The following is a 24,856-nucleotide window of genomic DNA, read 5'->3' on the forward strand; positions in this document are numbered from 1 at the left end:
ACCCAAGGCAGGAGCCCTGCCCCGCACTGGACGTGCGGGGCAGGGCTCCTTGGTACTGCTAAGTCGTGCGCGATCGACGACCCATGGCTGATTAGGCCGGGGTCACGTTCTCCGCCTGCGGGCCCTTCGGACCCTGAGTGACGTCGAAGTTCACGACCTGGTTCTCCTCGAGGGAGCGGAAGCCAGACGCGTTGATCGCGGAGTAGTGGACGAAGACATCCGGGCCGCCGCCGTCCTGGGCGATGAAGCCGAAGCCCTTTTCAGCGTTGAACCACTTGACGGTTCCGGTAGCCATAAGCCCTCCTTGGGCCAAAGGGTTGCCCTGCTCCAGAACCTGCAAACAAGTCTGAAAACTACAAAAGCCTGCGGGTCACATGCTCCGCAGGCTCTGTACTGCAAGGGAAACCAAACTGCAACTTGCGTCGAGCCTAGCACGCAGGGTGTTCACAGCGGTAGAGGGAAAGATCACGTCACCCGGACGTTTGAAAAGATCTTGGTCTGCTGACGAATCGCAGCTCGGGAGGGGCGCGGGCGGCGTCCCCGTGGCCGCCAGGCGCGTGCCGCGCACGCCCCCGGCGCGTCGCGCCGGCCTCCACAGGTCTAGCCTCGCGATGTGGACAGTCTTGGAGAAAGCACAGCAGCCGACCACCGTCGCAGCCGCCCCCGTGTGGGGCACATCCAGTTCCTCAACTGTCTCCCTCTGTACTGGGGGCTGGCGCGCACCGGAACCCTCCTCGATCTCGAGCTGTCGAAGGACACCCCGGAGAAGCTCAGCGAGCAGCTGGTGCGCGGTGATCTGGACATCGCGCCCGTCACCCTCGTGGAATTCCTGCGCAACGCGGACCGGCTCGTCGCCTTTCCGGACCTCGCGGTCGGCTGTGACGGACCGGTCATGTCCTGTGTGATCGTGTCGCAGGTGCCGCTGGAGAAGCTCTCCGGGGCGCGGGTCGCGCTGGGTTCCACCTCCCGCACCTCCGTACGCCTGGCGCAGCTGCTGCTGGCCGAGCAGTACCAGGTCACTCCGGACTACTACACATGCCCGCCCGACCTCGGCCAGATGATGCTGGAGGCCGAGGCCGCCGTGCTGATCGGGGACGCCGCGCTGCGCGCCTCGCTGCACGACGCGCCGCGGCTCGGCCTCCAGGTCCACGACCTGGGGAAGATGTGGAAGGAGTGGACCGGGCTGCCGTTCGTCTTCGCGGTGTGGGCGGCGCGCAAGGACTATCTGGCCCGCGAGCCCGAGATGGTGCACGAGGTCCACGAGGCCTTCCTCGCCTCCCGCGATCTCTCCCTCCAGGAGGTCGCCAAGGTCTCCGAGCAGGCCGCACGCTGGGAGACCTTCGACGCGGAGCTGCTGGAGCGGTACTTCCGTACGCTCGACTTCCGCTTCGGCCCCGACCAGCTCGCCGGGGTACGCGAGTTCGCCCGCCGCACGGGGCCGGCCACCGGCTACCCGTCGGACGTGACGGTCGAACTGCTCGGCGCCCGATGACCGTCGGCCCGGGTGACCGCCGGGCCGTGTGATCGTCTCAGCGCGCGAGGTCCGTAGGGCGCGCGCTGATCCACGCCCGCAGGGCGCGCGCTGATCCACAGGGCGGGCCGATCCTCAGGACGTCGGGACGGGCGCCTGCATGTGCTTGCTGATCCACTCGATGGATCCGTCCCCCATGCCCTGCACATACGTCTTGGCGTTGTGCTCGCCGTCCTGGATGACCTGGAGGCGGGTCTTCACCGGGCCCTTGCCGTAGTCGCGCACGAACTTCTTCACCCGCGCGACCCCCGACTCCTTCGTGCCCACCTGGAACGCCAGATAGACCGCGTTGGCCCCGGTGTCCGGCCTCGCGCCGAGCGCCTCGGCGAGCTTCTCCGGGTTGTTGGCCTGCCGTTGGGGCTCATGGCCCGACCAGAGCGGGGAGTCCGGCACGGTGTCCGGGCCCGAGGCGATGACGGCCTTGAACCGGTCCGGCCGCTGGAGCACGGACTTCAGGCCCACGAACGCGCCCGATGACGAGCCCATGAACGCCCAGCCGTCGCGGCTGGTGAAGGTGCGGAAGTTGGCCTTCACGAAGTCGGGGACGTCCTCGGTCATCCAGGTGCCCATCTTCGGCTGCCCGGGTATGTCGCTGCCGTCGTAGTAGTTCTCCGCGTCCGGGTTCAGCACCGGCATCACCACGATGAAGGGAAGGCTCCTTCCCTCCTTCGACCACTTCGCGATGCTGCTCTGGAGCCCCAGGTCCGTGCCCATCCAGTAGTTGTTCGGATAGCCGTTGCCGCCGGGAAGGGCTATCAGGACGGGGAAGCCGCTGCTCGCGTACTTCTCGTCGAAGTACTGCTCGGGCGCCCACACCCAGACCTTGCCCGTGAAGCCGGACTTCCTGCCCTCCAGGGTGGTGACGCCTATCCGGGTGCCGTCGTCCAGCGTGTTCTGGGTGGTGAAGGAGGCCTTGGGGCCGGTCGGCAGCAGCGTCTTGGCGGCGGCCTCGGCTGCCGCCCCGCCTCCGGTCTGCGCGCCACCGCTGCCGGTGGGGGCCGTCACGGCCGGTCCGTCGAAGCTCACCGGTTCGCCCTCGTCGGAGCAGCCCGTGGCGAGCAGGACGGAGCCGAGGGCGGCGGCGGTCACGAGGGCGCGGGAGAGGCGATTCATGCAGGGAGCTCCGAGGGTTCCGGCGCAGTCGGCGGCGCGGGCGGGGCGCAGGCATCTTTTCGGACAAGCTGCGCGAACGGCGACCTGGGAGACGGCCGGTACCCGGGATCGGTTGGCCACCGGGCGCGGGCAATCCCCGTGATGCCGGACACGCCGGGGCCTACCCTGATGAGCAGCAGGGGCGGGCGGGACAGGCGTGGAACAACCGGGGGAGTACAGATGCAGCCGCTGGATCCGGGCGAGCCGCGGAGCATCGGTGCGTACCGGCTGCTCGGTCGGCTGGGGGCGGGCGGAATGGGCCGCGTCTACCTCGGGCGCAGTGCCGGCGGCCGCACCGTCGCGGTGAAGATCGTCCATCCGCACTTCGCGCTCGACGAGGAGTTCCGGGCCCGGTTCCGCCGCGAGGTCGACGCGGCACGGCGGGTCGGCGGCCAGTGGACGGCGCCCGTGCTCGACGCCGACCCGGAGGCGTCCGTGCCGTGGGTGGCGACCGGATATGTGGCCGGACCCCCGCTGTCCCAGGCGGTGACGGAACACGGCCCGCTGCCCGCCCACTCGGTACGGGTGCTGGGCGCGGGTCTCGCCGAGGCGCTGGCGGCCGTGCACGCGCTGGACCTGGTGCACCGCGACGTGAAGCCGTCCAACGTGCTCCTCACCCTCGACGGGCCACGGCTGATCGACTTCGGGATCGCCCGCGCCACCGAGGGCACCGCCTCCCTCACCTCCACCGGCGTCTCCGTCGGATCGCCGGGCTACATGTCGCCCGAGCAGATCCTCGGCAAGGGCATCACCGGGGCCGCCGACGTCTTCTCGCTGGGCGCGGTCCTCGCGTTCGCGGCGACGGGGACCGCTCCCTTCCCCGGCGACTCCTCGGCGGCGCTGCTCTACAAGGTGGTGCACGAGGAACCCGAACTGGCCGGTCTGGAGGGCGATCTGCGCGACCTGGTCGCCCAGTGCCTCGCCAAGGACCCCTCCGCGCGGCCGTCACCCGGCGAGATCGCGCGCCGGCTCGCGCCCGGCGGGGCCGCCGCGCTGGTCGCCGCCGGCTGGCTGCCGGGACCGCTGGTCGAGCAGGTGAGCCGGTCCGCGGTGACGCTGCTGAACCTGGAGCCGGCGGACCAGGCCGTGGCGGACGCCGCGTCGGGGCCGGTGGCCTTCAGCAGCCCCGCGATCGGGACGTTCGGACCGCCGGTCGACCCCGTCGGTCAGCTGCCCTCCCACCCCGGCGGTGCGGCGACGGGGCCGGCCGCGCCACCCGCCGGCCCTCCCGGGACACCGCCCGGCAGGCGCCGGGTGAGCTGCACCGTGACCCTGACGCTCGCCGCCGCGCTGGCCGCGGTGACGATCGGCGGCGGCTTCCTGTTGGACCTGTGGCCGGGCACCGGTGGCGGAGGGAACAACACCGACACCGGGGCCGAACCGCCGGGCTCCAGCGCCGCGTCCACCCCCGGCCCGTCCACTCCCCGCCCTTCCGCCTCGGCCTCTCAGGAGCCCGGGGACAAGGTGACGGCCGTACCGAAGGCCTTCATCGGCAGCTGGGAGGGTCCCTTCAAGGTCAGCCTCGCGGGAAGTGAACTGGAGGCGGGGACCTTCACCGTCGTCATCCGTGCGGGCAGGACGGGCGCGACGTTCGGCACGGTCAGCCAGTACGACGCGCTCGGCAACCTCTCCTGCGAGGACAACCTCGTCCTGCGCGGCGCGACGACCGCCGAGCTCGTCGCCGACGGCAGCTCCAGCGGTAAACCCGGCAACACCTGCACACCGGGCACCCACACGGTGAAGCTGCGCCTGGACGGGGACCGGGTCCAGTACACATCGCGCGAGCCGCGGGCGGGCGATCCGCGCGCCACGCTGGAGCGTACGGACTGACTCCGGGCACCGGCCGGAAGGCGCCCGAAGCGGCTGGCGTAGGCTGGAGCGGCCCGCAGATGCTCCGAAAAACCGCCGAAAGGTGACACCCGGTGACCGAGAAGGCCGACCTTCAGTCCGTGCTGGACCGTGCCGCTGAGGGCGGTCGGATCACGCCCGAGGAAGCGCTGGAGCTGTACCGCTCGGCCCCGCTGCACGCACTGGGAACGGCGGCCGACGCCGTCCGGCGGCGGCGCTATGCCGGTACCGAGCACATCGCGACGTACATCATCGAGCGCAACATCAACTACACCAACGTGTGTGTCACGGCCTGCAAGTTCTGCGCCTTCTACGCGCCGCCGAAGGACACCGCGAAGGGCTGGACCCGCGATCTCGACGACATCCTGCGGCGCTGCGCGGAGACGGTCGAACTGGGCGGCACCCAGATCATGTTCCAGGGCGGGCACCACCCGGACTTCGGCGTCGAGTACTACGAGGAGCACTTCTCGGCGATCAAGAAGGCGTACCCGCAGCTGGTCATCCACTCCCTCGGCGCCTCCGAGATCGAGCACATGGCCCGGATCTCCGGGGTCTCCGCGGAGGAGGCCATCCGCCGGATCCACGCCGCGGGCCTCGACTCGTTCGCGGGCGCCGGCGCCGAACTGCTCCCGGCCCGTCCGCGCCAGGCGATCGCCCCGCTGAAGGAGTCCGGCGAGCGCTGGCTGGAGATCATGGAGATCGCGCACGGCCTGGGCGTGGAATCGACCTCCACGATGCTCATGGGCACCGGCGAGACGAACGCCGAGCGGATCGAGCACCTGCGGATGATCCGCGACGTGCAGGACCGCACCGGCGGCTTCCGTGCCTTCATCCCGTACACGTACCAGCCGCAGAACAACAAGCTGAAGGGCCAGACGCAGGCCACGCTCTTCGAGTACCTGCGGATCATCGCCATCGCCCGTCTCTTCCTCGACAACGTCGCGCACATCCAGGGCTCCTGGCTCACCACCGGCAAGGAGGTCGGCCAGCTCACCCTGCACTACGGCGCGGACGACCTCGGCTCGGTGATGCTGGAGGAGAACGTCGTCTCCTCGGCCGGCGCCAAGCACCGCTCCAACCTGCACGAGATCATCGAGATGATCCGCACCGCCGACCGCGTCCCGGCGCAGCGCTCCACGACGTACGAGCACCTCGTCGTGCACGACGACCCGGCGAACGACCCGGTCGACGACCGCGTCGCCTCGCACATCTCCTCCACGGCGATCGAGGGCGGCACGGCCCACCCCGAGCTCAAGCTGCTGAGCGCCAACTGAGACCGCCTTGCTGACGATCCATGTGGCCGACGCCGTGTCGTTCGCCGGCCACAAGGACGTGCGGGCGGTCGTCGTCGACGCCGGGCTCATCGTGCAGATGGGTCCCTACGACGCGATGACCGCGGCGCGTCCCCAGGCGCGGGTGCGGACCTGGCCCGGGCTGCTGGTGCCGGGCCTGCGCCACCCCCAGGCGGTCGACCTGCTGGAGTCGGCCTACCACCCCGACCCGCGGGAGGCCGACGAGCTCGGCACCGAGCCGCTGACGGGGGACGCCCTGGCGGCCCTGGAACTGGACGACAAGCGCCTCGGCGGCAGCGCCCGCCGGGGGCTTCAGCGGATGCTCGGGCACGGCGTCACCGCCGTCACCGGTCCCTTCAGCCGGCCCCCCGTCCGCACCGCCGTGGCCCGCTCCGGACTGCGGGTCCGCGAGCCCGTGCCGGTCCGGGCGACGGAGGGCGTCACACTCGACCCGCTGCGGATCCTTCCGCTGAGCGCGCTGCTCGACGGGGAGCTCTCGGTCGGAGCGCCGGCAGACTTCGCCGTCTTCGACGTTCCCGTGGACGAGCCGCCCGCACAGGCGCTGCGCCTGCACGGCGCCGGGACGTGCGTGGCGACGGTCCTCGGCGGCCGGCTGGTGTACCGCCGCGCCTAGGTGTGCACCACGGCTGCTTGAATGGGCTGCGTGATCCGAGCCTCCCTGGACAAGCAGCCGCACGAAGTCGCCTCGATGTTCGACGACGTGGCGGCGAACTACGACCTCACCAACGACGTCCTCTCGCTCGGCCAGGACCGGCGGTGGCGCAAGGAGGTCGCGAAGGCGGTGGACGCGCGTCCGGCGCAGAAGATCCTCGACCTCGCGGCCGGCACCGGCACCTCATCGCTGCCGTTCAGCGCGGCCGGTGCGTATGTCGTGCCCTGCGACTTCTCCCTCGGCATGCTCCGTGAGGGCAAGAAGCGCAACGCCTGGCTGCCGCTGACCGCGGGCGACGCGACGCGACTGCCGTTCCGCGACGGCGTCTTCGACGCGGTGACGATCTCCTTCGGGCTGCGCAACGTGCAGGAGACGGACACGGCCCTGCGCGAGATGTACCGGGTGACCCGGCCCGGCGGACGCATCGTGATCTGCGAGTTCTCGCACCCCACATGGGCCCCGTTCCGGACGGTCTACGAGGAGTACCTGATGCGGGCGCTGCCGCCGGTGGCGCGCGCGGTCTCCTCCAACCCCGACGCGTACGTCTACCTCGCCGAGTCCATCCAGTCCTGGCCGGACCAGCCCGAGCTGGCGGCGAAGCTCCAGCGCGCGGGCTGGGCGAAGGTCGCCTGGCGGAACCTGTCGGGCGGAATCGTGGCGCTGCACCGGGGCACCAAGCCGGCCTGAGCCGCACGCGCCGCGAGCGGCGGGAGCAACCGGCGAGAACGACGGGGGAGTTGACGGGAACCGTCCTGCGGGCAGGATGTGTCAGTTCACTCGCAGCCCCGTTCCCCACGGTCCCGGAGTCTCCATGGCCTCGTACTGTCCGCACTGCGGTTCCCCGTCCCCGGACGAGGCACGCTTCTGCATGAAATGCGGGCGTGAGCGGCTCCCGGCAGCCGAGACGGGCCCACCGCCCGTGCCCCCGGCCCTGCCGCCCGCTCCCACCGCGCTGCCCGCTCCCGCGCTTCCGGCTCCTCCCGCCGGGCCCTCGCCCGTCGGGCAGTTCGCCGGCCGGGTCCTGCGCGGCGACTGGGCGCGGCCCGCGCAGGCCGCGCTCTTCCCGGCCGGGCTGCTGCTCGTCCTGGCCGTGGCCCTCGCGTTCCCTTCGTACGGACAGGACGACGAGGTCGTCGTCGGCTGGGTCGCACGGCTGCGGATCGCGCTCGCGATGCTGCTCCAGGGGGTCGGCGGCGGGTTCGGGATCAAGGCCGCCGAAGGAGGATCGCCCTTCGGAGAGGACTTCGGATCGGATTCCGGCTCCGACTCCGGCTTCGGATCGGATTCCGGGTCCGGTTTCGGTGACGCTTTCGGCTCGTCCGACGCCATGGGCAGCGCCTCGCTCTCCCTGGTGCCGCTCACCGTGACGCTGCTCTTCGTCGCCGCGCTCTACCTGGGCGCCCGGATGCTGCGTACGCGCGGTGCCGGACTGGAGGCGGCCGTACGGCTCTCGCTCGTGGTCACCGCGGCGGTGCTCGTCCTCGGACTGTTCGCCCAGCCCGACATCGACGGCGTCGAGGTCTCCTCGTCGCCGCTGCTCGCGATGCTCGGAGCGCTGGCGATCTCGCTCGTCGTGAGCTGCGCCGTCCTCCAGCGCGACCACCTCGCCTCCTGGCTGGGCATGCGCCCCGCCGCCGCCTCGGCGGTCCGCGCCCTCGGCACGGCGGTGCGGGCGCTCGGCGCGGTGATCGCGCTCTGCTCGGTGGTGGGCTACATCGTGTACGCGGTGCAGGACGACGTGGACGGCACGGCCCTGCTGGGCGCGCTGCCCTTCCTGCCCAACATCGGGTTCGCGGTGCTCGGACTGAGCTGGGGCGTACCGCTGGAGTACGACGTCCAGGGGGAGGCCGGCGGCTTCGGATCGAGCTCGGAGAGCGGCGCCTTCGGGCTGTCGGAGATCGGCGACCTGTGGGGCAACGGCGCGGTCGCCGGGGCCCTGACGCTCGGTGTGGTCTGTGCGCTGACCCTCGGCATCTGGACGGCCCTGCGCTCGCCGGACCGCCGTGAGCATCTGCTGACCGGCGGCTTCCTGCTCGGCCTGTTCCTGCTGTTCCTGGGGTTCACCGGGCTCGCGGCGGACGTCTCGGGCGGCGTGGGCGGCTTCGGCGGCCAGGGCCGTTCGGAGGTGGCCCCGAGCGTTCCGGACGCGCTCCTGTTCGGTCTGCTGTGGGTGGGCGGTGCGGTGCTTCTGGCTCCCTACGCGGTGAAACTGACGGGGCGGCAGCCGGCCGTTCCGCCGTACGCGTCGGCGCCGCCGGCCTACCCGCCGCCCCCCATGACGCCGGGCCCGGCGGGTGCCACCGTCGCGGGCGCCTGGCCGGTGGCCGGCGCACCGGGCCAGGGGGGACCGGACGAGACCGACGGGCACGCGGTCGGCGCCGACGCGGGTCCGCCGCCGACCTCGGGCCACGATCTGCCGGCCACCGGGGACGCCCCGGCGGGACAGCCGCGTCCGGCGGCCCCGGACAACGCGGCGGCCCCGGGCGCATCCGCAGCCCCGGCCGCACCAGCGGTCCCGCCCGCTGCCCCCGCTGTTCCGCCCGCGGGCGACGCGGCAGGCGCTCCCGCCGGTCCGCCGATGCCCGGAACTCCGGGGGCACCGGCGGCTCCCGGTGCGCACGGGCCGGGCGCTCCCGTGCCGGTGTATGACGCCGAGACCTATGTGCCGGCCGGCTACGGACCCCACACTCCCCACACCTTCGACCTGGCCGCAGGGCACGCGGCGGTGCCCCCGCCGGGGAGCGACCAGGCCGCCGCCGCGCGCCGGCGCAAGGTGCTCGTCTGGACCGGCACCCTCGTCGCCGCGTTCGTCATCGGCGGCGGTGTCGCGGCCGGCGTGCTGTTCCTGCAGAAGGACGACGGCGGTTCCGACCGTGCGTCGGACAAGCCCGCCGCCTCGCCTTCGCAGGCGCCCTCGGCGCCCGCGTCCCCCTCGCCCTCCCCGGCTCCGTCGCAGGAGCCCACCGCGGGGCCGGGTGCCAGTACGCCGCCCGGCGCGAACGCGACTCCCTCGCAGCCGTCCGACGGCGCACTGCCCGCCGGCTTCGTCCTCAAGAACGACCCCGCCGGATTCACCGTCGCCGTCATGGACGGCTGGCAGCGGCGGCAGACCGGCAGCCAGATCTTCTACGAGGCTCCCACAGGGGGCTCGTACCTCCAGATCGGCGTCATCAAGAACGCGCCGATGTCGTCCTACGAAAACTTCGTCGACCTGGAGAGCAAGCGCCAGGCGCTCCCCGAGGTCCGCTACCAGCGTCTGCAACTGGTCCGGAACACCTACCAGGGACGCCCCGGCGCGCTGTGGGAGTTCACCAACATCCCCGATCCGGAGAAGAGCACCGTGCTGCGCCATGTCATCGACCAGGCCTTCGTGGCGGCCGACGGCACGGAGTACGCGATCCTCGCCGGTGACCGGGCGGACCTGTGGGACACCGAGAACGACGTGGTCTTCTCGACCGCCCTCAGCAGCTTCAAGCCGAGCTAGCCGGACCGCCCCGCGCACCGGCCGAACTCCCGGCCGCGCACCGGCCGAACGAGCCCGACCGCCCCGGGGCTCGGTCCGGACCGCCGGAACCGGCGGGCCGGGACCGGCGGGCCGGGACCGGTCCCGGCCCGCCGGATCAGGCCTCTGCCAGGTCCAGCCGGAAGCAGCACCCCTGCCGCTTCGACACCGGGGCCGTGAACGTCTCCGACAAGTGCATCCCGAGCCGCTCGGTCACCGCGATCGAGCGCTTGTTGGCGGCGTCGACCATGGCCACGACCTGGCCGACCCCCGCCGCCCGTACCCGCTCCAGCGTGGTGCGGGCGGCGGCCGTCACATAGCCCTTGCCCCATGCCCGCCGTGCCAGCCGCCAGCCGATCTCGATCTCGCCGACCGGTCCGAAGTGCGTGTGCGGCCAGGGCTGCGCGCCCGTGAAACCGATGACCTCGCCCTGCTCGTCGAGCATCGTCCAGAAGCAGAAGCCGCGCTCCGCGTCATGCCGGCGCTGGCGTGCGGTGAGCTCCTCGTACACCGACAACTCGGCCGCCCTGCCGCCCTGGAACTCCATGACGTCCGGGTCGGCGAAGACCCGGTGCCAGGCGACGGCGTCCTCGTCGGTGGGCACGCGGAGCTGTACGGCGGGGAGGAGCCTGCTCATGGGGGAGCCCTTCGGTCGCTGATCTGTACGCCCCCATAGACTGCACATGTCCAGTGCCATCCGGTACGCAATATCGAGTCTTCGGGAGAACCCGCCGTGACCGAGTCGCTCGCCAAGAACACGGCGCACAGCGCGGATGTGATCGTTGTCGGGGCAGGCCCGGCCGGCTCCACGACCGCCTACCACCTCGCCAAGTCGGGCCTGGACGTTCTGCTGCTGGAGAAGACCGCGTTCCCGCGCGAGAAGGTCTGCGGCGACGGGTTGACCCCGCGCGCCACCAAGCAGCTGGTGGGCATGGGCATCGACATCTCCGAAGAGGCCGGCTGGCTGCGCAACAAGGGCCTGCGGATCATCGGCGGCGGAGTGCGGCTCCAGCTCGACTGGCCGGAACTCGCCTCGTTCCCGGACTACGGACTCGTCCGCAAGCGCGACGACTTCGACGAGCAGCTGGCCCGCCAGGCGCAGAAGGCGGGCGCACGGCTTCACGAGCGCTGCAACGTGGGCGCCCCGATCATCGACGAGCGGACCGGCCGGATCACCGGCGTGGAGGCCAAGCTCGGCGAGGAGAAGACCCCGGTCACCTTCCACGCCCCGCTGGTCGTCGCCGCCGACGGCAACTCCTCCCGCATCTCCCTCGCCATGGGTCTGCACCGCCGGGACGACCGCCCGATGGGCGTGGCCGTGCGCACGTACTTCACGAGCCCCCGCCACGACGACGACTACCTGGAGTCCTGGCTGGAGCTGTGGGACCGCCGCGGCCCGGGCGAGGACCGGCTGCTGCCGGGCTACGGCTGGATCTTCGGCATGGGCGACGGCACCTCCAACGTCGGCCTCGGTGTCCTCAACACCTCGGCGGCGTTCAAGGAGCTGGACTGGCGCGAGGTGCTGAAGGCCTGGTGCGCCTCGATGCCGGAGGACTGGGGCTACACCGAGGAGAACATGACGGGCCCGATCCGCGGCGCCGCGCTCCCGATGGCCTTCAACCGCCAGCCGCACTACACCAAGGGCCTGCTGCTCGTCGGTGACGCGGGCGGCCTGGTCAACCCGTTCAACGGCGAGGGCATCGCGTACGCCATGGAGTCCGGGGAGATCGCGGCCGACGTGATCGTCCAGGCGCACTCCCGCCGGACCCCCGCCCAGCGCGAGCTGGCGCTGCACCGCTACCCGAAGGTCCTCAAGGACACCTACGGCGGCTACTACACGCTGGGCCGCGCCTTCGTGAAGCTGATCGGCAACCCGAAGGTGATGAAGATCGCGACCCAGCGCGGCCTTTCCCACCCGATGCTGATGCGGTTCACGCTGAAGATGCTGGCCAACCTCACCGACCCGACGGGCGGGGACGCGATGGACCGGATCATCAACGGCCTCTCCAAGGTGGCTCCGAAGGCCTGATCGTTCACGGCCGGGGCGCTCGGCAGGCGGCCGAGCGCCCCGGCCGTCGACCGTCAGGCGTTGACGATCTTCACCGCGTCACTGCCACGCCTCGTCGATCGCCCCGCGGTGGCCGCGGGTCCGCGCCGACGGACCGGCCGACCGGGCGCCGCGCTCCGAGGTGCTGCCGCACGGCGCCGTGGGCGCCCTGCTCACCGCGCTGGGCCCGAACTGGCGCCGGCAACCGCCCACTTTGCGCCTTTTGTCATCGTCCACGCTGGACATGGTCCGGACCGGGATGGCGGTGCCGCACGGCCTGACCCCTCTGGGACGGGCCCTGCTGGGCGCCTGAGGGCCGGAGACGGGATCGCCGAAGGGCCGCGGCTCCGGCGGGAGCCACGGCCCTTCAGAAGGCTGCTGCAGGTGTCAGAGAACCCGGACCGCACCGCTCGCCGGGTAGCCCGACAGGTCCTGGATGACGACGCCCTTGCTGGGGTTGGCCGCGTCGAGGTACTGGCCGTCGCCGATGTAGACGCCGGTGTGGTACGCGCTGCCGGCGCCACCCCAGTACAGGATGTCGCCGACCTGGAGGTTGCTGGTGCCCACCTGGGTGCCCGCCAGCGACTGGTCCTGCGAGACGCGGGGGAGGTCGACGCCGACCTGCCGGAACGCGGCCTGGACGAGGCTGGAGCAGTCCCACGAGTTGGGGCCGGTGGCGCCCATGACGTAGGCGTCGCCGAGCTGGGCCTTGAGGAAGGCAACCACGGTCGCGGCGGAGCCGGTCGCGTTCGAGCTGTTGCTGCTGTACGCCGCGAGCGTGGAACGCTCGCTGGTACGGGAGGCGCGCTCCTGGGAAGCGGCCTCGGCACGCTGCTTCGCCTCGGCCTTCTCGGCCTCGGCCTTGCGGACCGCCTCGGCCTTGGCCTTCTTGGCGGCCTGTGCGGCCTTCGTGGCGGCGGCGTCCTCCTGTGCCTGCAACTCCTGGTCGAGAGCGACCTGCTGGGTCGCCTCGGCGGACTGCGCGACGGCTTGGGAGAGACCGGCGGTGAGCGTGGGCATCTCAATGGTCTCGGTGACCGGGTCGGCGTTGGCCGGTCCGGCGGCTCCGGCCACTGCGATCGTGCTGAGGACGCCACCGGCAACTCCGGCCCGGAGCGCCATCGTCGAGGCGCTGCGCCGGCGGGGCTTCCGGTGGCTGGGTATGTGAGCGGTGTGGGACATGGGACAACCGCTATCAGGGGGAGCCGGTTCCCTTCAAGAAACGTGTGTTGCGCCACAGTTACGACCGGAACCTTTCAATCCGCTCCCGTCGGCGCCTTATTGACGCCCTAACGGGCAAACCGGGCATGCGTGATCACAGCTGTGATCATGGGCTTTCCGTAAAAGGTCCGAATTGCCTGGCGCCTACCATCGCTTCACACCGATGGCCAAGCCCGCTTTTGTTGAGAGTTTGAGCGAGTGGCGCAGGTCACAGAAAGGTCACCTCTCGGGGCCCCGGAAGTTCGTGAACGCGTGCACGCGTCCACCTTCGTCCGCGGAGGCGCTCGCCCGGGTGACGAGACGTCCTCTATCACCCGATGCGGTCCATCGCCAATTTGCCCGAACGGGCTCCGCCTTGCTATGCCCGCACCCCTTCCACCAGCGGTAACGCATGCGGATGTCACTTCTCGTGACCGCTCGGGCGCTTCGCGTATGAAGATCACCGCTCATCCGGCTTCATGATCCTTCGCCGGGTGGTGGAGATCACAAAGGCGTTGTCGCACCCCGTGTCGCAGATCACAGACCGGCAGGCATAGGATGCGGGGCAGTCGGGCTTGTGAACTGCCTCACATACACGCGATCTTCGAGGCGGCGAGACGAATGCCCGGTGCGGTCCAACGGTCAAGGACGACTGGAAGGAGCGAGGAGGGTGAATGCTTACGCGCCCATCCTTGTGCTCGGCGCCCTCGGGGCAGGGTTTGCGATCTTCTCCGTGGTCATGGCCACGCTTATCGGCCCGAAGCGCTACAACAGGGCGAAACAAGAGGCGTACGAGTGCGGCATCGAACCCACTCCCACGCCGGCCGGCGGCGGCCGCTTTCCCATCAAGTACTACCTGACGGCGATGCTCTTCATCGTCTTCGACATCGAGATCGTCTTCCTCTACCCCTGGGCGGTCACCTTCGACGCCCTGGGGCTTTTCGGGCTCGTGGAGATGCTGCTCTTCGTGCTCACCGTCTTCGTCGCCTATGCGTATGTGTGGCGGCGCGGCGGCCTGGAATGGGACTGAGGGGCTGAGGGGCACCAATGGGACTCGAAGAGAAACTGCCGAGCGGTTTCCTGCTGACCACCGTCGAACAGGCCTCGGGCTGGGTGCGCAAGTCATCCGTCTTCCCGGCCACGTTCGGTCTGGCCTGCTGCGCCATCGAGATGATGACGACCGGTGCCGGACGGTACGACCTGGCCCGGTTCGGCATGGAGGTCTTCCGCGGCTCGCCGCGCCAGGCCGACCTGATGATCGTGGCGGGCCGGGTGAGCCAGAAGATGGCGCCCGTCCTGCGGCAGGTCTACGACCAGATGCCCAACCCCAAGTGGGTCATCTCCATGGGCGTGTGCGCTTCGTCGGGCGGAATGTTCAACAACTACGCAATTGTGCAGGGCGTCGACCATGTCGTCCCTGTCGATATCTATTTGCCCGGGTGCCCGCCGCGTCCGGAGATGCTGATGGACGCCATTCTCAAGCTCCACCAGAAGATCCAGTCCTCCAAGCTCGGCGTGAACGCGGAGGAAGCGGCCCGCGAGGCGGAGGAAGCGGCGCTCAAGGCGCTTCCCCTGATCGAGATGAAGGGGCTGCTCCGGTGAGCGACGTACGCACGGCCGCCGTGCCGCAGATGACGAGCGAATCCGCACCCCCGAGCCGTACGGGCGGAGAAGCGATCCAGGGGGTGCAGCGATGACGGACCAGCCGAACCCCGAGAAGGAACTCAGCGAGCAGAACCTTCCCGGACAGCGTGGTGAGGGCGGCGAGGAGATCCGCGTCCAGCGCGGCATGTTCGGTGCCAACAACGGCGGCGACACCTCCGGCTACGGCGGCCTCGTCCGCTCCGTCCGGCTGCCCGGCCCGACGAACCGCCCCTACGGCGGCTACTTCGACGAGGTCGCCGACGAGCTCGAGGGCGCGCTGGAGGAACAGGGTCTCGTCCCCGAGAACGTCATCGAGAAGACGGTCGTCGACCGCGGGGAGCTCACCTTCCACGTCGCGCGCGAGCTGCTGACGCAGGTGGCCCGCACCCTGAGGGACGACCCGGCCCTGCGCTTCGAGCTCTGTACCGGTGTCAGCGGTGTCCACTATCCCGAGGACAAGGGCCGCGAGCTGCACGCGGTGTACCACCTGCGCTCGCTCACCCACGGCCGGCTGATCCGCCTCGAGGTCTCCGCCCCGGACAGCGACCCGCACGTGCCCTCCCTCGTCGCCGTCTATCCGACCAACGACTGGCACGAGCGCGAGACCTACGACTTCTTCGGGCTCGTCTTCGACGGCCACCCCGCCCTCACCCGGATCATGATGCCGGACGACTGGCAGGGCTACCCGCAGCGCAAGGACTATCCGCTCGGCGGCATCGCCGTCGAGTACAAAGGCGCCCAGATCCCGGCTCCTGACCAGCGGAGGTCGTACTCGTGAGTACATCGCACGCGTCCGCACGTGAGACCACCGAGGGGACTGTATATACAGTCACCGGCGGCGACTGGGACGAGGTCGTGCAGAGCGCGGCCAAGGCCGACGACGAGCGCATCGTCGTCAACATGGGCCCGCAGCACCCCTCGACCCACGGCGTGCTCCGGCTGATCCTGGAGATCGACGGCGAGACGGTCACCGAGGCCCGCTGCGGCATCGGGTATCTGCACACCGGCATCGAGAAGAACCTCGAGTACCGGACCTGGACGCAGGGCACCACCTTCGTCACGCGCATGGATTACCTGACGCCGTTCTTCAACGAGACGGCGTACTGCCTCGGCGTGGAGAAGCTGCTCGGCATCGAGGACCAGATCCCGGACCGCGCGACGGTCATCCGCGTCCTGCTGATGGAGCTGAACCGGCTCTCCTCGCACCTGGTGTGCATCGCCACCGGCGGTATGGAGCTCGGCGCCACCACGATCATGATCTACGGCTTCCGCGATCGTGAACTGATTCTCGACATCTACGAACTGATCACCGGCCTGCGGATGAACCACGCGTACATCCGCCCCGGAGGCCTCGCCCAGGACCTGCCGCCGGGCGCCGTGGACCAGCTCCGCGAGTTCGTGAAGACGATGAAGAAGAACCTGCCGGAGTACGACAAGCTCGCCACCGGCAACCCGATCTTCAAGGCCCGTATGCAGGACATCGGGTACCTCGACCTCACCGGCTGCATGGCGCTGGGCGCCACCGGACCGATCCTGCGCTCGGCGGGCCTCGCCCACGACCTGCGCAAGACCGACCCGTACTGCGGCTACGAGACGTACGACTTCGACGTCCCGACCGCCGACACCTGCGACTCCTACGGCCGCTTCCTCATCCGGCTGGAGGAGATGCGGCAGTCGCTGCGCATCGTCGAGCAGTGCCTGGACCGGCTGGAGCCGGGCCCGGTCATGGTCGCGGACAAGAAGATCGCCTGGCCCGCGCAGCTCGCGCTCGGGCCCGACGGACTCGGCAACTCCCTCGACCACATCAAGCAGATCATGGGCACCTCCATGGAGGCCCTGATCCACCACTTCAAGCTGGTGACCGAGGGCTTCCGGGTCCCCGCCGGTCAGGCGTACGCGGCTGTCGAGTCCCCCAAGGGCGAGCTCGGTGTCCATGTCGTCTCCGACGGCGGCACCCGCCCCTACCGGGTCCACTTCCGTGACCCGTCCTTCACCAACCTTCAGGCCATGGCGGCGATGTGCGAGGGCGGCCAGGTCGCCGACGTCATCGTCGCCGTCGCGTCCATCGACCCCGTGATGGGAGGCGTCGACCGGTGACCGCAAATCAAGAGGTGAGCCTGGGCATGCCCCAGCTCCCCGCCCCCGACTACCCGGCCGATGTACGCGCCAGGCTCGAAGCGGACGCGAAGGAGATCGTCGCCCGCTACCCCGACAGCCGGTCCGCCCTGCTGCCGCTGCTGCACCTGGTGCAGTCCGAGGAAGGCCATGTCACCCGTACCGGCGTGCGGTTCTGCTCCGAGGTGCTGGAGCTGACCACCGCCGAGGTCACCGCGGTGTCGACCTTCTACTCGATGTACCGGCGCAAGCCCTCCGGCGACTACCAGGTCGGGGTGTGCACCAACACGCTCTGCGCGGTGATGGGCGGCGACGCCATCTTCGACGACCTGAAGGAACACCTCGGGGTCGGCAACGGTGAGACCACCGCGGACGGCAAGGTCACCCTCGAACACATCGAGTGCAACGCGGCCTGCGACTTCGCCCCCGTGGTGATGGTCAACTGGGAGTTCTTCGACAACCAGACGCCCGAGTCCGCCCGCCGGCTCGTGGACGACCTGCGCGAAGGACGGCCCGTCGAGCCGACCCGCGGTGCGCCGCTGTGCACCTACAAGGAGACCGCGCGCATCCTCGCCGGCTTCCCCGACGAGCGCCCCGGCGCCGTCGAGGCCACCGGCGGCGCGGGTCCCGCCTCGCTGATCGGACTGCGCCTCGCCAAGGGCGAGACGACGGCAGCCCGGGTGGTCTCGCCGCGCGCCGAGTCCCGCCAGGACGCGCCCCAGCCCGGTTCCGAGCACCTCAGCTCGCACGACGCACCGCAGAAGACCTCGGACTCCGACCCGGAGCACCCGGCCGGCCCGGTGACCGAGGAGGGGGAGTGATGACCGTGTCCACCGAATTCGGGGGCAGCGCCCAGGGCGAGAGCAGCCCCGAGAAGCTGCTCGCGCCGGTGCTGTCCGCCTTCTGGGACGAGCCCGAGTCCTGGACGCTGGAGACCTACCGGCGTCACGACGGCTACCAGGGTCTGCGCAAGGCACTGGCCATGTCGCCCGACGACCTCATCGCCTACGTCAAGGACTCCGGTCTGCGCGGCCGCGGCGGCGCCGGCTTCCCCACCGGAATGAAGTGGCAGTTCATTCCGCAGGGCGACGGCAAGCCGCACTACCTCGTCGTCAACGCCGACGAGTCGGAGCCGGGCACCTGCAAGGACATCCCGCTCCTCTTCGCCAACCCGCACTCCCTCATCGAGGGCATCGTGATCGCCTGTTACGCGATCCGGTCGAACCATGCCTTCATCTATCTGCGCGGTGAGGTCGTCCCCGTACTGCGGCGGCTGCACGAAGCCGTCCGCGAGGCGTACGAAGCGGGCTTCCTCGGCACGGACATTCTCGGCAGCGGACTCGACCTCGAACTCACCGTGCACGCGGGCGCGGGCGCCTACATCTGCGGTGAGGAGACCGCGCTGCTGGACTCCCTGGAGGGCCGGCGCGGCCAGCCCCGGCTGCGGCCGCCCTTCCCCGCGGTCGCCGGTCTGTACGCCTGCCCCACTGTGGTGAACAACGTCGAGTCCATCGCCTCCGTTCCCGCGATCCTGAACAAGGGCAAGGACTGGTTCAAGTCGATGGGCAGCGAGAAGTCCCCGGGCTTCACGCTGTATTCGCTCAGCGGGCACGTCACGAGCCCCGGCCAGTACGAGGCCCCGCTCGGGATCACCCTGCGCCAGCTGCTCGACATGAGCGGCGGCATGCGGGCGGGCCACCGGCTCAAGTTCTGGACGCCGGGCGGCTCCTCCACCCCGATGTTCACCGACGAGCACCTCGACGTCCCGCTGGACTACGAGGGCGTCGGAGCGGCCGGCTCGATGCTCGGCACCAAGGCCCTCCAGTGCTTCGACGAGACCACCTGTGTCGTCAGGGCGGTGACCCGCTGGACCGAGTTCTACGCGCACGAGTCCTGCGGCAAGTGCACGCCGTGCCGTGAAGGCACCTACTGGCTGGTCCAGTTGCTGCGCGACATCGAGGCGGGCAAGGGCGAGATGGCCGACCTCGACAAGCTCAACGACATCGCCGACAACATCAACGGCAAGTCGTTCTGCGCGCTCGGCGACGGCGCCGCGTCCCCGATCTTCTCCTCGCTCAAGTACTTCCGCGAGGAGTACGAGCAGCACATCACCGGCAAGGGCTGCCCCTTCGACCCCGCCAGGTCGACCCTCTGGGCCGACCGGCACACCACTACGGAGGTGAACGCATGACGGTCACTACAAGCGCTCCCTCCGGGGGCGGGGAGGCGGCTGTGCCGCCCGAGGACCTCGTCTCGCTGACGATCGACGGCGTGGAGATCTCCGTCCCCAAGGGGACGCTGGTCATCCGCGCCGCCGAACTGCTCGGCATCGAGATCCCGCGGTTCTGCGACCACCCCCTGCTCGACCCGGCCGGTGCCTGCCGGCAGTGCATCGTCGAGGTCGAGGGCCAGCGCAAGCCGATGGCCTCCTGCACCATCACCTGCACCGACGGCATGGTCGTCAAGTCGCAGCTCACCTCGCCCGTCGCCGAGAAGGCGCAGAAGGGCGTGATGGAGCTGCTGCTGATCAACCATCCGCTCGACTGCCCGGTCTGCGACAAGGGCGGCGAGTGCCCGCTGCAGAACCAGGCGATGTCGCACGGCGGCGCCGAGTCCCGCTTCGAGGGAAAGAAGCGGACGTTCGAGAAGCCGGTGCCGATCTCCACCCAGGTGCTGCTGGACCGCGAGCGGTGCGTGCTCTGCGCGCGCTGCACCCGCTTCTCCAACCAGGTCGCCGGCGACCCGATGATCGAACTCCTGGAGCGCGGCGCGCTCCAGCAGGTCGGCACCGGTGAGGGCGACCCCTTCGAGTCGTACTTCTCCGGCAACACCATCCAGATCTGCCCGGTGGGCGCGCTGACCTCGGCGGCGTACCGATTCCGCTCCCGCCCCTTCGACCTGGTCTCCTCGCCGAGCGTGTGCGAGCACTGCTCGAGCGGCTGCGCGACGCGCACCGACCACCGGCGCGGCAAGGTCATGCGGCGGCTCGCGGCCGACGACCCCGAGGTCAACGAGGAGTGGATCTGCGACAAGGGGCGCTTCGGCTTCCGCTACGCGCAGCGCCACGACCGCCTGACCACCCCGCTCGTGCGCAACCCCGAGACCCGCGAGCTGGAAGCGGCGAGCTGGCCGGAGGCACTCGCGGCCGCGGCGGCCGGGCTGACCGCGGCGCGCGGCCGGGCCGGGATCCTGCTGGGCGGCCGGCTCACCGTCGAGGACTCCTACGCGTACGCCAAGTTCGCCCGGGTCGCCCTCGACACCAACGACGTCGACTTCCGTGCCCGGGTGCACTCCTCCGAGGAGGCCGACTTCCTGGCCGCCCGGGTCGCCGGCCGGGGCCGCGACCTGGACGGCAGCGGGCTCACCTACCGGACGCTGGAGAAGGCGCCCGCGGTCCTGCTCGTCGGGTTCGAGTCCGAGGAGGAGGCCGCCGGGGTCTTCCTGCGGCTGCGCAAGGCGCACCGCAAGCACGGCCAGCGCACCTTCGCGCTGGCCACCCACGCCACCCGCGGTCTGGAGAAGGCGGGCGGCGTCCTGCTGCCCGCGGCCCCCGGCACCGAGACCGAGTGGCTGGACGCGCTCAGCAGCAACGTCGGCCTGGAGGGCGACGGTTCGGCCGCGGCCGACGCGCTGCGCGCCGACGGCGCGGTGATCGTGGTGGGCGAGCGGCTCGCGGCCGTGCCCGGCGGACTCACCGCCGCCGTACGGGCGGCGACCGCGACCGGCGCCCAGCTGGTGTGGATCCCGCGCAGGGCGGGCGAGCGCGGCGCGGTCGAGGCGGGCGCGATCCCCTCGCTGCTGCCCGGCGGCCGCCCGGCCACCGACCCGCGGGCCCGCGAGGAGACCGCCGAGGTCTGGCGCGTACGCGAACTCCCGCACCGCTACGGCCGTGACACCGGCCAGATCGTCGAGGCCGCCGCCATCGGCGAACTGGGCGCGCTGGTCGTCGCGGGCGTCGAGGTCGCGGACCTGCCGGACCCGGCGCGCGCACGTGAGGCGCTCGACTCGGTCGGCTTCCTGGTCTCCCTGGAACTGCGGCCGAGCGAGGTCACCGAGCGGGCGGACGTGGTCTTCCCGGTCGCCGCCGTCGCCGAGAAGTCCGGCACCTTCCTCAACTGGGAAGGCAGGGCACGGCTGTTCGAGGCCGCGCTCAAGCCGGAACAGATGACGCGCCGGCTGGCGCCGTCCGACGCGCGGGTGCTGCACATGCTCGCCGACGAACTCGACGTCCCCTTCGGACTGCCCGACCTGAAGTCGGCCCGCAGGGAGCTGGACCGGCTCGGCTCGTGGGACGGCCCGCGGGCCACCGAACCGATGGAGTCCGCACAGTCGCTGCCCCGTGCCGGCGAGGGCGAGGCGGTACTGGCCGGACACCGGCTGCTGCTCGACCAGGGTCTGCTCCAGCAGGGCGACGAGGCGCTGGCGGGCACCCGCCACGCGGCGGTCGCCCGGCTCTCGGCGACGACCGCGGCCGAGACCGGCGTCAAGGACGGCGACGTCCTGTCCGTCTCGGGCCCGTCGGGTTCGGTCAGCTTCCCGCTCCAGGTGACGGCGATGCCGGACCGGGTGGTGTGGCTGCCGCTGAACTCCGCGGGCGGCGGCGTCACCTCGGACACCGGCGCCGTCCCCGGACAGCTGGTCCGCATCGGCCCGGCCGCGGCCCCGGCCGTCACCACTGAGGTACCGGAGGTGCGAGCGTGAGTGCCCTCGCTCATTTCGCGGAAGCCCAGCAGAGCGTTCTCGCCGCCGAGGATCTCTCGATGTTCGGGCGCGACCCGTGGTGGCTCGTCGTCATCAAGGCCGTGTTCTGCTTCGCCTTCCTGATGATCACCGTGCTGTTCTCCATCGTGTGGGAGCGCAAGGTGGTGGCCTGGATGCAGCTGCGCATCGGGCCCAACCGGCACGGCCCCTGGGGCATGCTCCAGTCGCTCGCCGACGGCATCAAGCTCATGCTCAAGGAAGACCTGATCGTCAAGCGCGCGGACAAGGTCGTCTACGTCCTCGCGCCGATCGTCGCCGCGATCCCGGCCTTCATGGCGATCGCCGTGATCCCGTTCGGCCCGTCCGGCAACGAGGTCTCGATCTTCGGCCACCGCACCACGATGCAGCTGACCGACCTGCCGATCGCGATGCTCTACATCCTCGCGGTCGCCTCGGTCGGCATCTACGGCATCGTGCTCGCGGGCTGGTCGTCCGGCTCCACGTATCCGCTCCTCGGCGGACTCCGCTCCTGCGCGCAGATGATCTCGTACGAGATCGCGATGGGCGCGGCGTTCGCCTCCGTCTTCCTCTACTCCGGGTCGATGTCGACCTCGGCGATCGTCGAGGCGCAGGCGGACCGCTGGTACATCATCCTGCTGCCGGTCTCCTTCATCATCTACGTGATCACGATGGTCGGTGAGACCAACCGGGCGCCGTTCGACATGCCCGAGTCCGAGGGCGACCTCGTCGGCGGCTTCAACACCGAGTACAGCTCGATCAAGTTCGCGATGTTCATGCTGGCCGAGTACGTCAACATGGTCACCGTCTCCGCCGTCTCGGTCACCCTCTTCCTGGGCGGCTGGCGGGCTCCCTACCCGATCTCCACGTTCTGGGAGGGCGCGAACCACGGCTGGTGGCCGATGCTCTGGTTCGTCATCAAGGTCCAACTGCTGTTGTTCTTCTTCATCTGGCTGCGCGGCACGCTTCCCCGTGTCCGCTACGACCAGCTGATGAAGCTCGGCTGGAAGGTCCTCATCCCCGTCTCGGTGGTCTGGCTGATGCTGGTCGCGACCGTGCGGGCGCTGCGGAACGAGAACTACGACTTCCAGCAGATCGTGCTCTACGTCGGCGGCGCGGTCATCGCCGTCCTGCTGCTCTCCTTCGTCTTCGACATCTTCCGAGGCAAGAAGGAGAAGGAGGCGGAGGCCCAGGCGGCGAAGGAAGCGCCCGCGGCCTTCGACCCGATGGCGGGCGGGTTCCCCGTACCGCCGCTGCCGGGACAGGAGTTGCCGCCGGTGCCGCGCAGGCGTCCGCGCCGGGAGCGCGAGCTGATTGTCAGTGGTGGACCCGATACTCAGGGTGACGGACCTCGTGACGGAAAGGAGGCTGACGGTGTCTGAGGGATCCGAGAACAAGTTCCAGAATCCGGTTGCCGGCTTCGGCGTGACCTTCAAGGCCATGTTCAAGAAGCGGCTGACCGAGCAGTACCCGGAGGAGCAGAAGGTCACGGCGCCGCGCTTCCACGGCCGGCACCAGCTCAACCGGCACCCGGACGGCCTCGAGAAGTGCATCGGGTGCGAGCTGTGCGCCTGGGCCTGTCCGGCGGACGCGATCTATGTGGAGGGCGCGGACAACACCGAGGAGGAGCGCTACTCCCCGGGCGAGAGGTACGGCCGCGTCTACCAGATCAACTACGCCCGCTGCATTCTCTGCGGGCTGTGCATCGAGGCCTGCCCGACCCGGGCGCTGACGATGACGAACGACTTCGAGCTGGCCGACAGCTCCCGCGAGGCGCTGATCTACACCAAGGAGCAGCTCCTCGCCGGACTCGAGGAGGGCATGGTCGACTCGCCCCACTCGATCTTCCCCGGCACGGACGAGCAGGACTACTACCGGGGTCTGGTCACCGAGGCCGCTCCCGGCACGGTCCAGCAGGTCGCCCTCTCCAAGCAGGAGAAGCCGCAGGAAGGCGCCTCCACCTTCGGTGACGGGGAACCGGCTTCGGGGAAGGTGGCCGGATCATGAACGCCCTCGCCGCCACCACCACCTCGACGGGTGAGGCCGTCCAGTTCTGGGTGCTCGGCACCGTCGCCGTGATCGGCGCCCTGTGCACGATCCTGATGCGGCGGGCCGTGCACAGTGCACTCTGCCTCGCCGGGACCATGATCGTCCTGGCGGTCTTCTACCTCGCCAACGGCGCCTACTTCCTCGGTGTCGTGCAGATCGTCGTCTACACGGGCGCGATCATGATGCTGTTCCTCTTCGTCGTCATGCTGGTAGGCGTCACCGCCGCCGATTCGCTCAAGGAGACGCTGAAGGGCCAGCGCTGGCTCGCCGCGGCCTGCGGACTCGGCTTCGGCATCCTGCTGATCGCCGGCATCGGCAACGCCTCGCTGAAGAACTTCAACGGACTCGGCGCGGCCAACAGCGTCCACGGCGGCAACGTCGAGGGACTCGCCGCCCTGATCTTCACCAAGTACGTCTTCGCCTTCGAGATCACCGGCGCGCTGCTGATCACCGCGACCGTCGGCGCGATGGTGCTCACCCACCGGGAGCGCACCGAGCGGGCCAAGACGCAGCGGGAGCTGTCCGAAGAGCGGGTCCGCGAGGGCAAGCACCTGCCCCCGCTGCCGGCTCCGGGTGTCTACGCCCGGCACAACGCCGTGGACATCGCCGGTCTGCTCCCGGACGGCACGCCGTCCGAGCTCACGGTCATGCAGACGCTGCGGCAGCGCGGCCAGATCCGCGACGTGTCGGACGAGGCGCTGGCGGACCTCAAGGCGCTGGAGCGGCGCTCGGAGGACCGGCTCGGCCGTGACCACGACGAGCACGAAGAGGAGGTCGCGAAGTGAATCCCGTCAATTACCTGTACCTCGCAGCGCTGTTGTTCACCATCGGCGCGGCCGGGGTGCTGATCCGGCGGAACGCGATCGTCGTCTTCATGTGCGTCGAGCTGATGCTCAACGCCTGCAACCTCGCGTTCGTCGCCTTCTCCCGTATGCACGGCAACCTCGACGGCCAGATCATCGCGTTCTTCACGATGGTCGTCGCCGCCGCGGAGGTCGTGGTCGGGCTCGCGATCATCGTGTCGCTGTTCCGTTCCCGTCACTCGGCCTCGGTCGACGACGCCAGCCTGATGAAGCTGTAAGGG

General features: G+C 70.3%; 22 protein-coding genes. 18 read left to right on the forward strand and 4 right to left on the reverse strand.

Going from position 1 to position 24,856, the window contains the following annotated elements:
• Positions 1-91: 91 nt before the first annotated feature.
• Positions 92-295 (reverse strand): cold-shock protein, encoded by a 204-nt coding sequence (locus OHA05_RS21030; protein WP_003967102.1) that lies wholly within the window; start codon positions 293-295, stop codon positions 92-94.
• A 318-nt stretch (positions 296-613) separates the two neighbouring features.
• Between OHA05_RS21030 and OHA05_RS21035 the strand changes: the two genes are divergently transcribed.
• The gene (locus OHA05_RS21035; protein ID WP_313944775.1) at positions 614-1,492 is read left to right on the forward strand and encodes a menaquinone biosynthetic enzyme MqnA/MqnD family protein; all 879 of its coding nucleotides are present in this window, start codon (positions 614-616) and stop codon (positions 1,490-1,492) included.
• 114 nt (positions 1,493-1,606) lie between these two features.
• Here OHA05_RS21035 and OHA05_RS21040 read toward each other — a convergent pair whose 3' ends face one another.
• Complete coding sequence (locus tag OHA05_RS21040; RefSeq protein ID WP_328861439.1) at positions 1,607-2,644, reverse strand: alpha/beta hydrolase; 1,038 nt, start codon at positions 2,642-2,644, stop codon at positions 1,607-1,609.
• 219 nt (positions 2,645-2,863) lie between these two features.
• Here OHA05_RS21040 and OHA05_RS21045 point away from each other — a divergent pair, with 219 nt between their 5' ends.
• From OHA05_RS21045 to OHA05_RS21065, 5 genes are all read left to right on the forward strand, one after another.
• The gene (locus OHA05_RS21045; RefSeq protein ID WP_328861440.1) at positions 2,864-4,513 is read left to right on the forward strand and encodes a serine/threonine-protein kinase; all 1,650 of its coding nucleotides are present in this window, start codon (positions 2,864-2,866) and stop codon (positions 4,511-4,513) included.
• A gap of 92 nt (positions 4,514-4,605) precedes the next feature.
• Positions 4,606-5,805: a cyclic dehypoxanthinyl futalosine synthase gene (mqnC, locus tag OHA05_RS21050; RefSeq protein WP_313944772.1), complete on the forward strand. Its 1,200-nt coding sequence runs from the start codon at positions 4,606-4,608 to the stop codon at positions 5,803-5,805.
• Between the two features lie 7 nt (positions 5,806-5,812).
• Positions 5,813-6,457 (forward strand): hypothetical protein, encoded by a 645-nt coding sequence (locus OHA05_RS21055; RefSeq protein ID WP_443043737.1) that lies wholly within the window; start codon positions 5,813-5,815, stop codon positions 6,455-6,457.
• 30 nt (positions 6,458-6,487) lie between these two features.
• Entirely contained in the window at positions 6,488-7,183 is a 696-nt protein-coding gene (locus OHA05_RS21060) for a demethylmenaquinone methyltransferase (RefSeq protein WP_327681428.1), read from the forward strand.
• A gap of 124 nt (positions 7,184-7,307) precedes the next feature.
• On the forward strand, positions 7,308-9,980 hold the full coding sequence (locus OHA05_RS21065) for a zinc ribbon domain-containing protein (protein WP_328861441.1): 2,673 nt from the start codon (positions 7,308-7,310) through the stop codon (positions 9,978-9,980).
• Between the two features lie 136 nt (positions 9,981-10,116).
• On the opposite strand, the gene OHA05_RS21070 is transcribed toward OHA05_RS21065, so the two are convergent.
• Positions 10,117-10,635 carry a GNAT family N-acetyltransferase gene (locus tag OHA05_RS21070; protein ID WP_328861442.1) on the reverse strand — a complete coding sequence of 173 codons (519 nt, stop codon included), beginning with the start codon at positions 10,633-10,635 and terminating at the stop codon, positions 10,117-10,119.
• Positions 10,636-10,731: 96 nt separating this feature from the next.
• On the opposite strand from OHA05_RS21070, the gene OHA05_RS21075 reads away from it, so the two are divergent.
• Complete coding sequence (locus tag OHA05_RS21075; protein WP_313944767.1) at positions 10,732-12,027, forward strand: geranylgeranyl reductase family protein; 1,296 nt, start codon at positions 10,732-10,734, stop codon at positions 12,025-12,027.
• A gap of 405 nt (positions 12,028-12,432) precedes the next feature.
• Here the strand turns inward: OHA05_RS21075 and OHA05_RS21080 are convergent, their stop codons facing one another.
• The gene (locus OHA05_RS21080) at positions 12,433-13,227 is read right to left on the reverse strand and encodes a C40 family peptidase (protein ID WP_313944765.1); all 795 of its coding nucleotides are present in this window, start codon (positions 13,225-13,227) and stop codon (positions 12,433-12,435) included.
• Between the two features lie 688 nt (positions 13,228-13,915).
• Here OHA05_RS21080 and OHA05_RS21085 point away from each other — a divergent pair.
• From OHA05_RS21085 to nuoK, 11 genes are all read left to right on the forward strand, one after another.
• A complete protein-coding gene (locus OHA05_RS21085) occupies positions 13,916-14,275 on the forward strand; it encodes an NADH-quinone oxidoreductase subunit A (RefSeq protein WP_313944764.1) in 360 nt (119 codons plus the stop codon).
• A 17-nt stretch (positions 14,276-14,292) separates the two neighbouring features.
• The gene (locus OHA05_RS21090) at positions 14,293-14,847 is read left to right on the forward strand and encodes a NuoB/complex I 20 kDa subunit family protein (protein WP_313944763.1); all 555 of its coding nucleotides are present in this window, start codon (positions 14,293-14,295) and stop codon (positions 14,845-14,847) included.
• Between the two features lie 91 nt (positions 14,848-14,938).
• Complete coding sequence (locus tag OHA05_RS21095) at positions 14,939-15,667, forward strand: NADH-quinone oxidoreductase subunit C (RefSeq protein ID WP_313944762.1); 729 nt, start codon at positions 14,939-14,941, stop codon at positions 15,665-15,667.
• Positions 15,664-16,986: an NADH-quinone oxidoreductase subunit D gene (locus OHA05_RS21100; protein WP_313944761.1), complete on the forward strand. Its 1,323-nt coding sequence runs from the start codon at positions 15,664-15,666 to the stop codon at positions 16,984-16,986. Before OHA05_RS21095 ends, OHA05_RS21100 begins: the two co-directional genes overlap by 4 nt.
• A 26-nt stretch (positions 16,987-17,012) precedes the next feature.
• A complete protein-coding gene (gene nuoE, locus OHA05_RS21105; protein WP_313948906.1) occupies positions 17,013-17,825 on the forward strand; it encodes an NADH-quinone oxidoreductase subunit NuoE in 813 nt (270 codons plus the stop codon).
• Complete coding sequence (gene nuoF / locus OHA05_RS21110; RefSeq protein WP_313944760.1) at positions 17,825-19,195, forward strand: NADH-quinone oxidoreductase subunit NuoF; 1,371 nt, start codon at positions 17,825-17,827, stop codon at positions 19,193-19,195. The genes nuoE and nuoF overlap by 1 nt, the downstream gene beginning before the upstream one ends.
• On the forward strand, positions 19,192-21,705 hold the full coding sequence (locus OHA05_RS21115) for an NADH-quinone oxidoreductase subunit G (RefSeq protein WP_328861443.1): 2,514 nt from the start codon (positions 19,192-19,194) through the stop codon (positions 21,703-21,705). The genes nuoF and OHA05_RS21115 overlap by 4 nt, the downstream gene beginning before the upstream one ends.
• A 59-nt stretch (positions 21,706-21,764) precedes the next feature.
• Complete coding sequence (gene nuoH, locus OHA05_RS21120; protein WP_313948905.1) at positions 21,765-23,105, forward strand: NADH-quinone oxidoreductase subunit NuoH; 1,341 nt, start codon at positions 21,765-21,767, stop codon at positions 23,103-23,105.
• Complete coding sequence (gene nuoI / locus OHA05_RS21125; RefSeq protein WP_313944758.1) at positions 23,098-23,730, forward strand: NADH-quinone oxidoreductase subunit NuoI; 633 nt, start codon at positions 23,098-23,100, stop codon at positions 23,728-23,730. Before nuoH ends, nuoI begins: the two co-directional genes overlap by 8 nt.
• Positions 23,727-24,557 (forward strand): NADH-quinone oxidoreductase subunit J, encoded by an 831-nt coding sequence (locus OHA05_RS21130; protein WP_313944757.1) that lies wholly within the window; start codon positions 23,727-23,729, stop codon positions 24,555-24,557. Before nuoI ends, OHA05_RS21130 begins: the two co-directional genes overlap by 4 nt.
• Complete coding sequence (gene nuoK / locus OHA05_RS21135) at positions 24,554-24,853, forward strand: NADH-quinone oxidoreductase subunit NuoK (protein ID WP_069927518.1); 300 nt, start codon at positions 24,554-24,556, stop codon at positions 24,851-24,853. Before OHA05_RS21130 ends, nuoK begins: the two co-directional genes overlap by 4 nt.
• Positions 24,854-24,856 lie beyond the last annotated feature (3 nt).

The sequence above is a fragment of the Streptomyces sp. NBC_00306 genome, assembly GCF_036169555.1.
Lineage (GTDB): Bacteria > Actinomycetota > Actinomycetes > Streptomycetales > Streptomycetaceae > Streptomyces > Streptomyces achmelvichensis.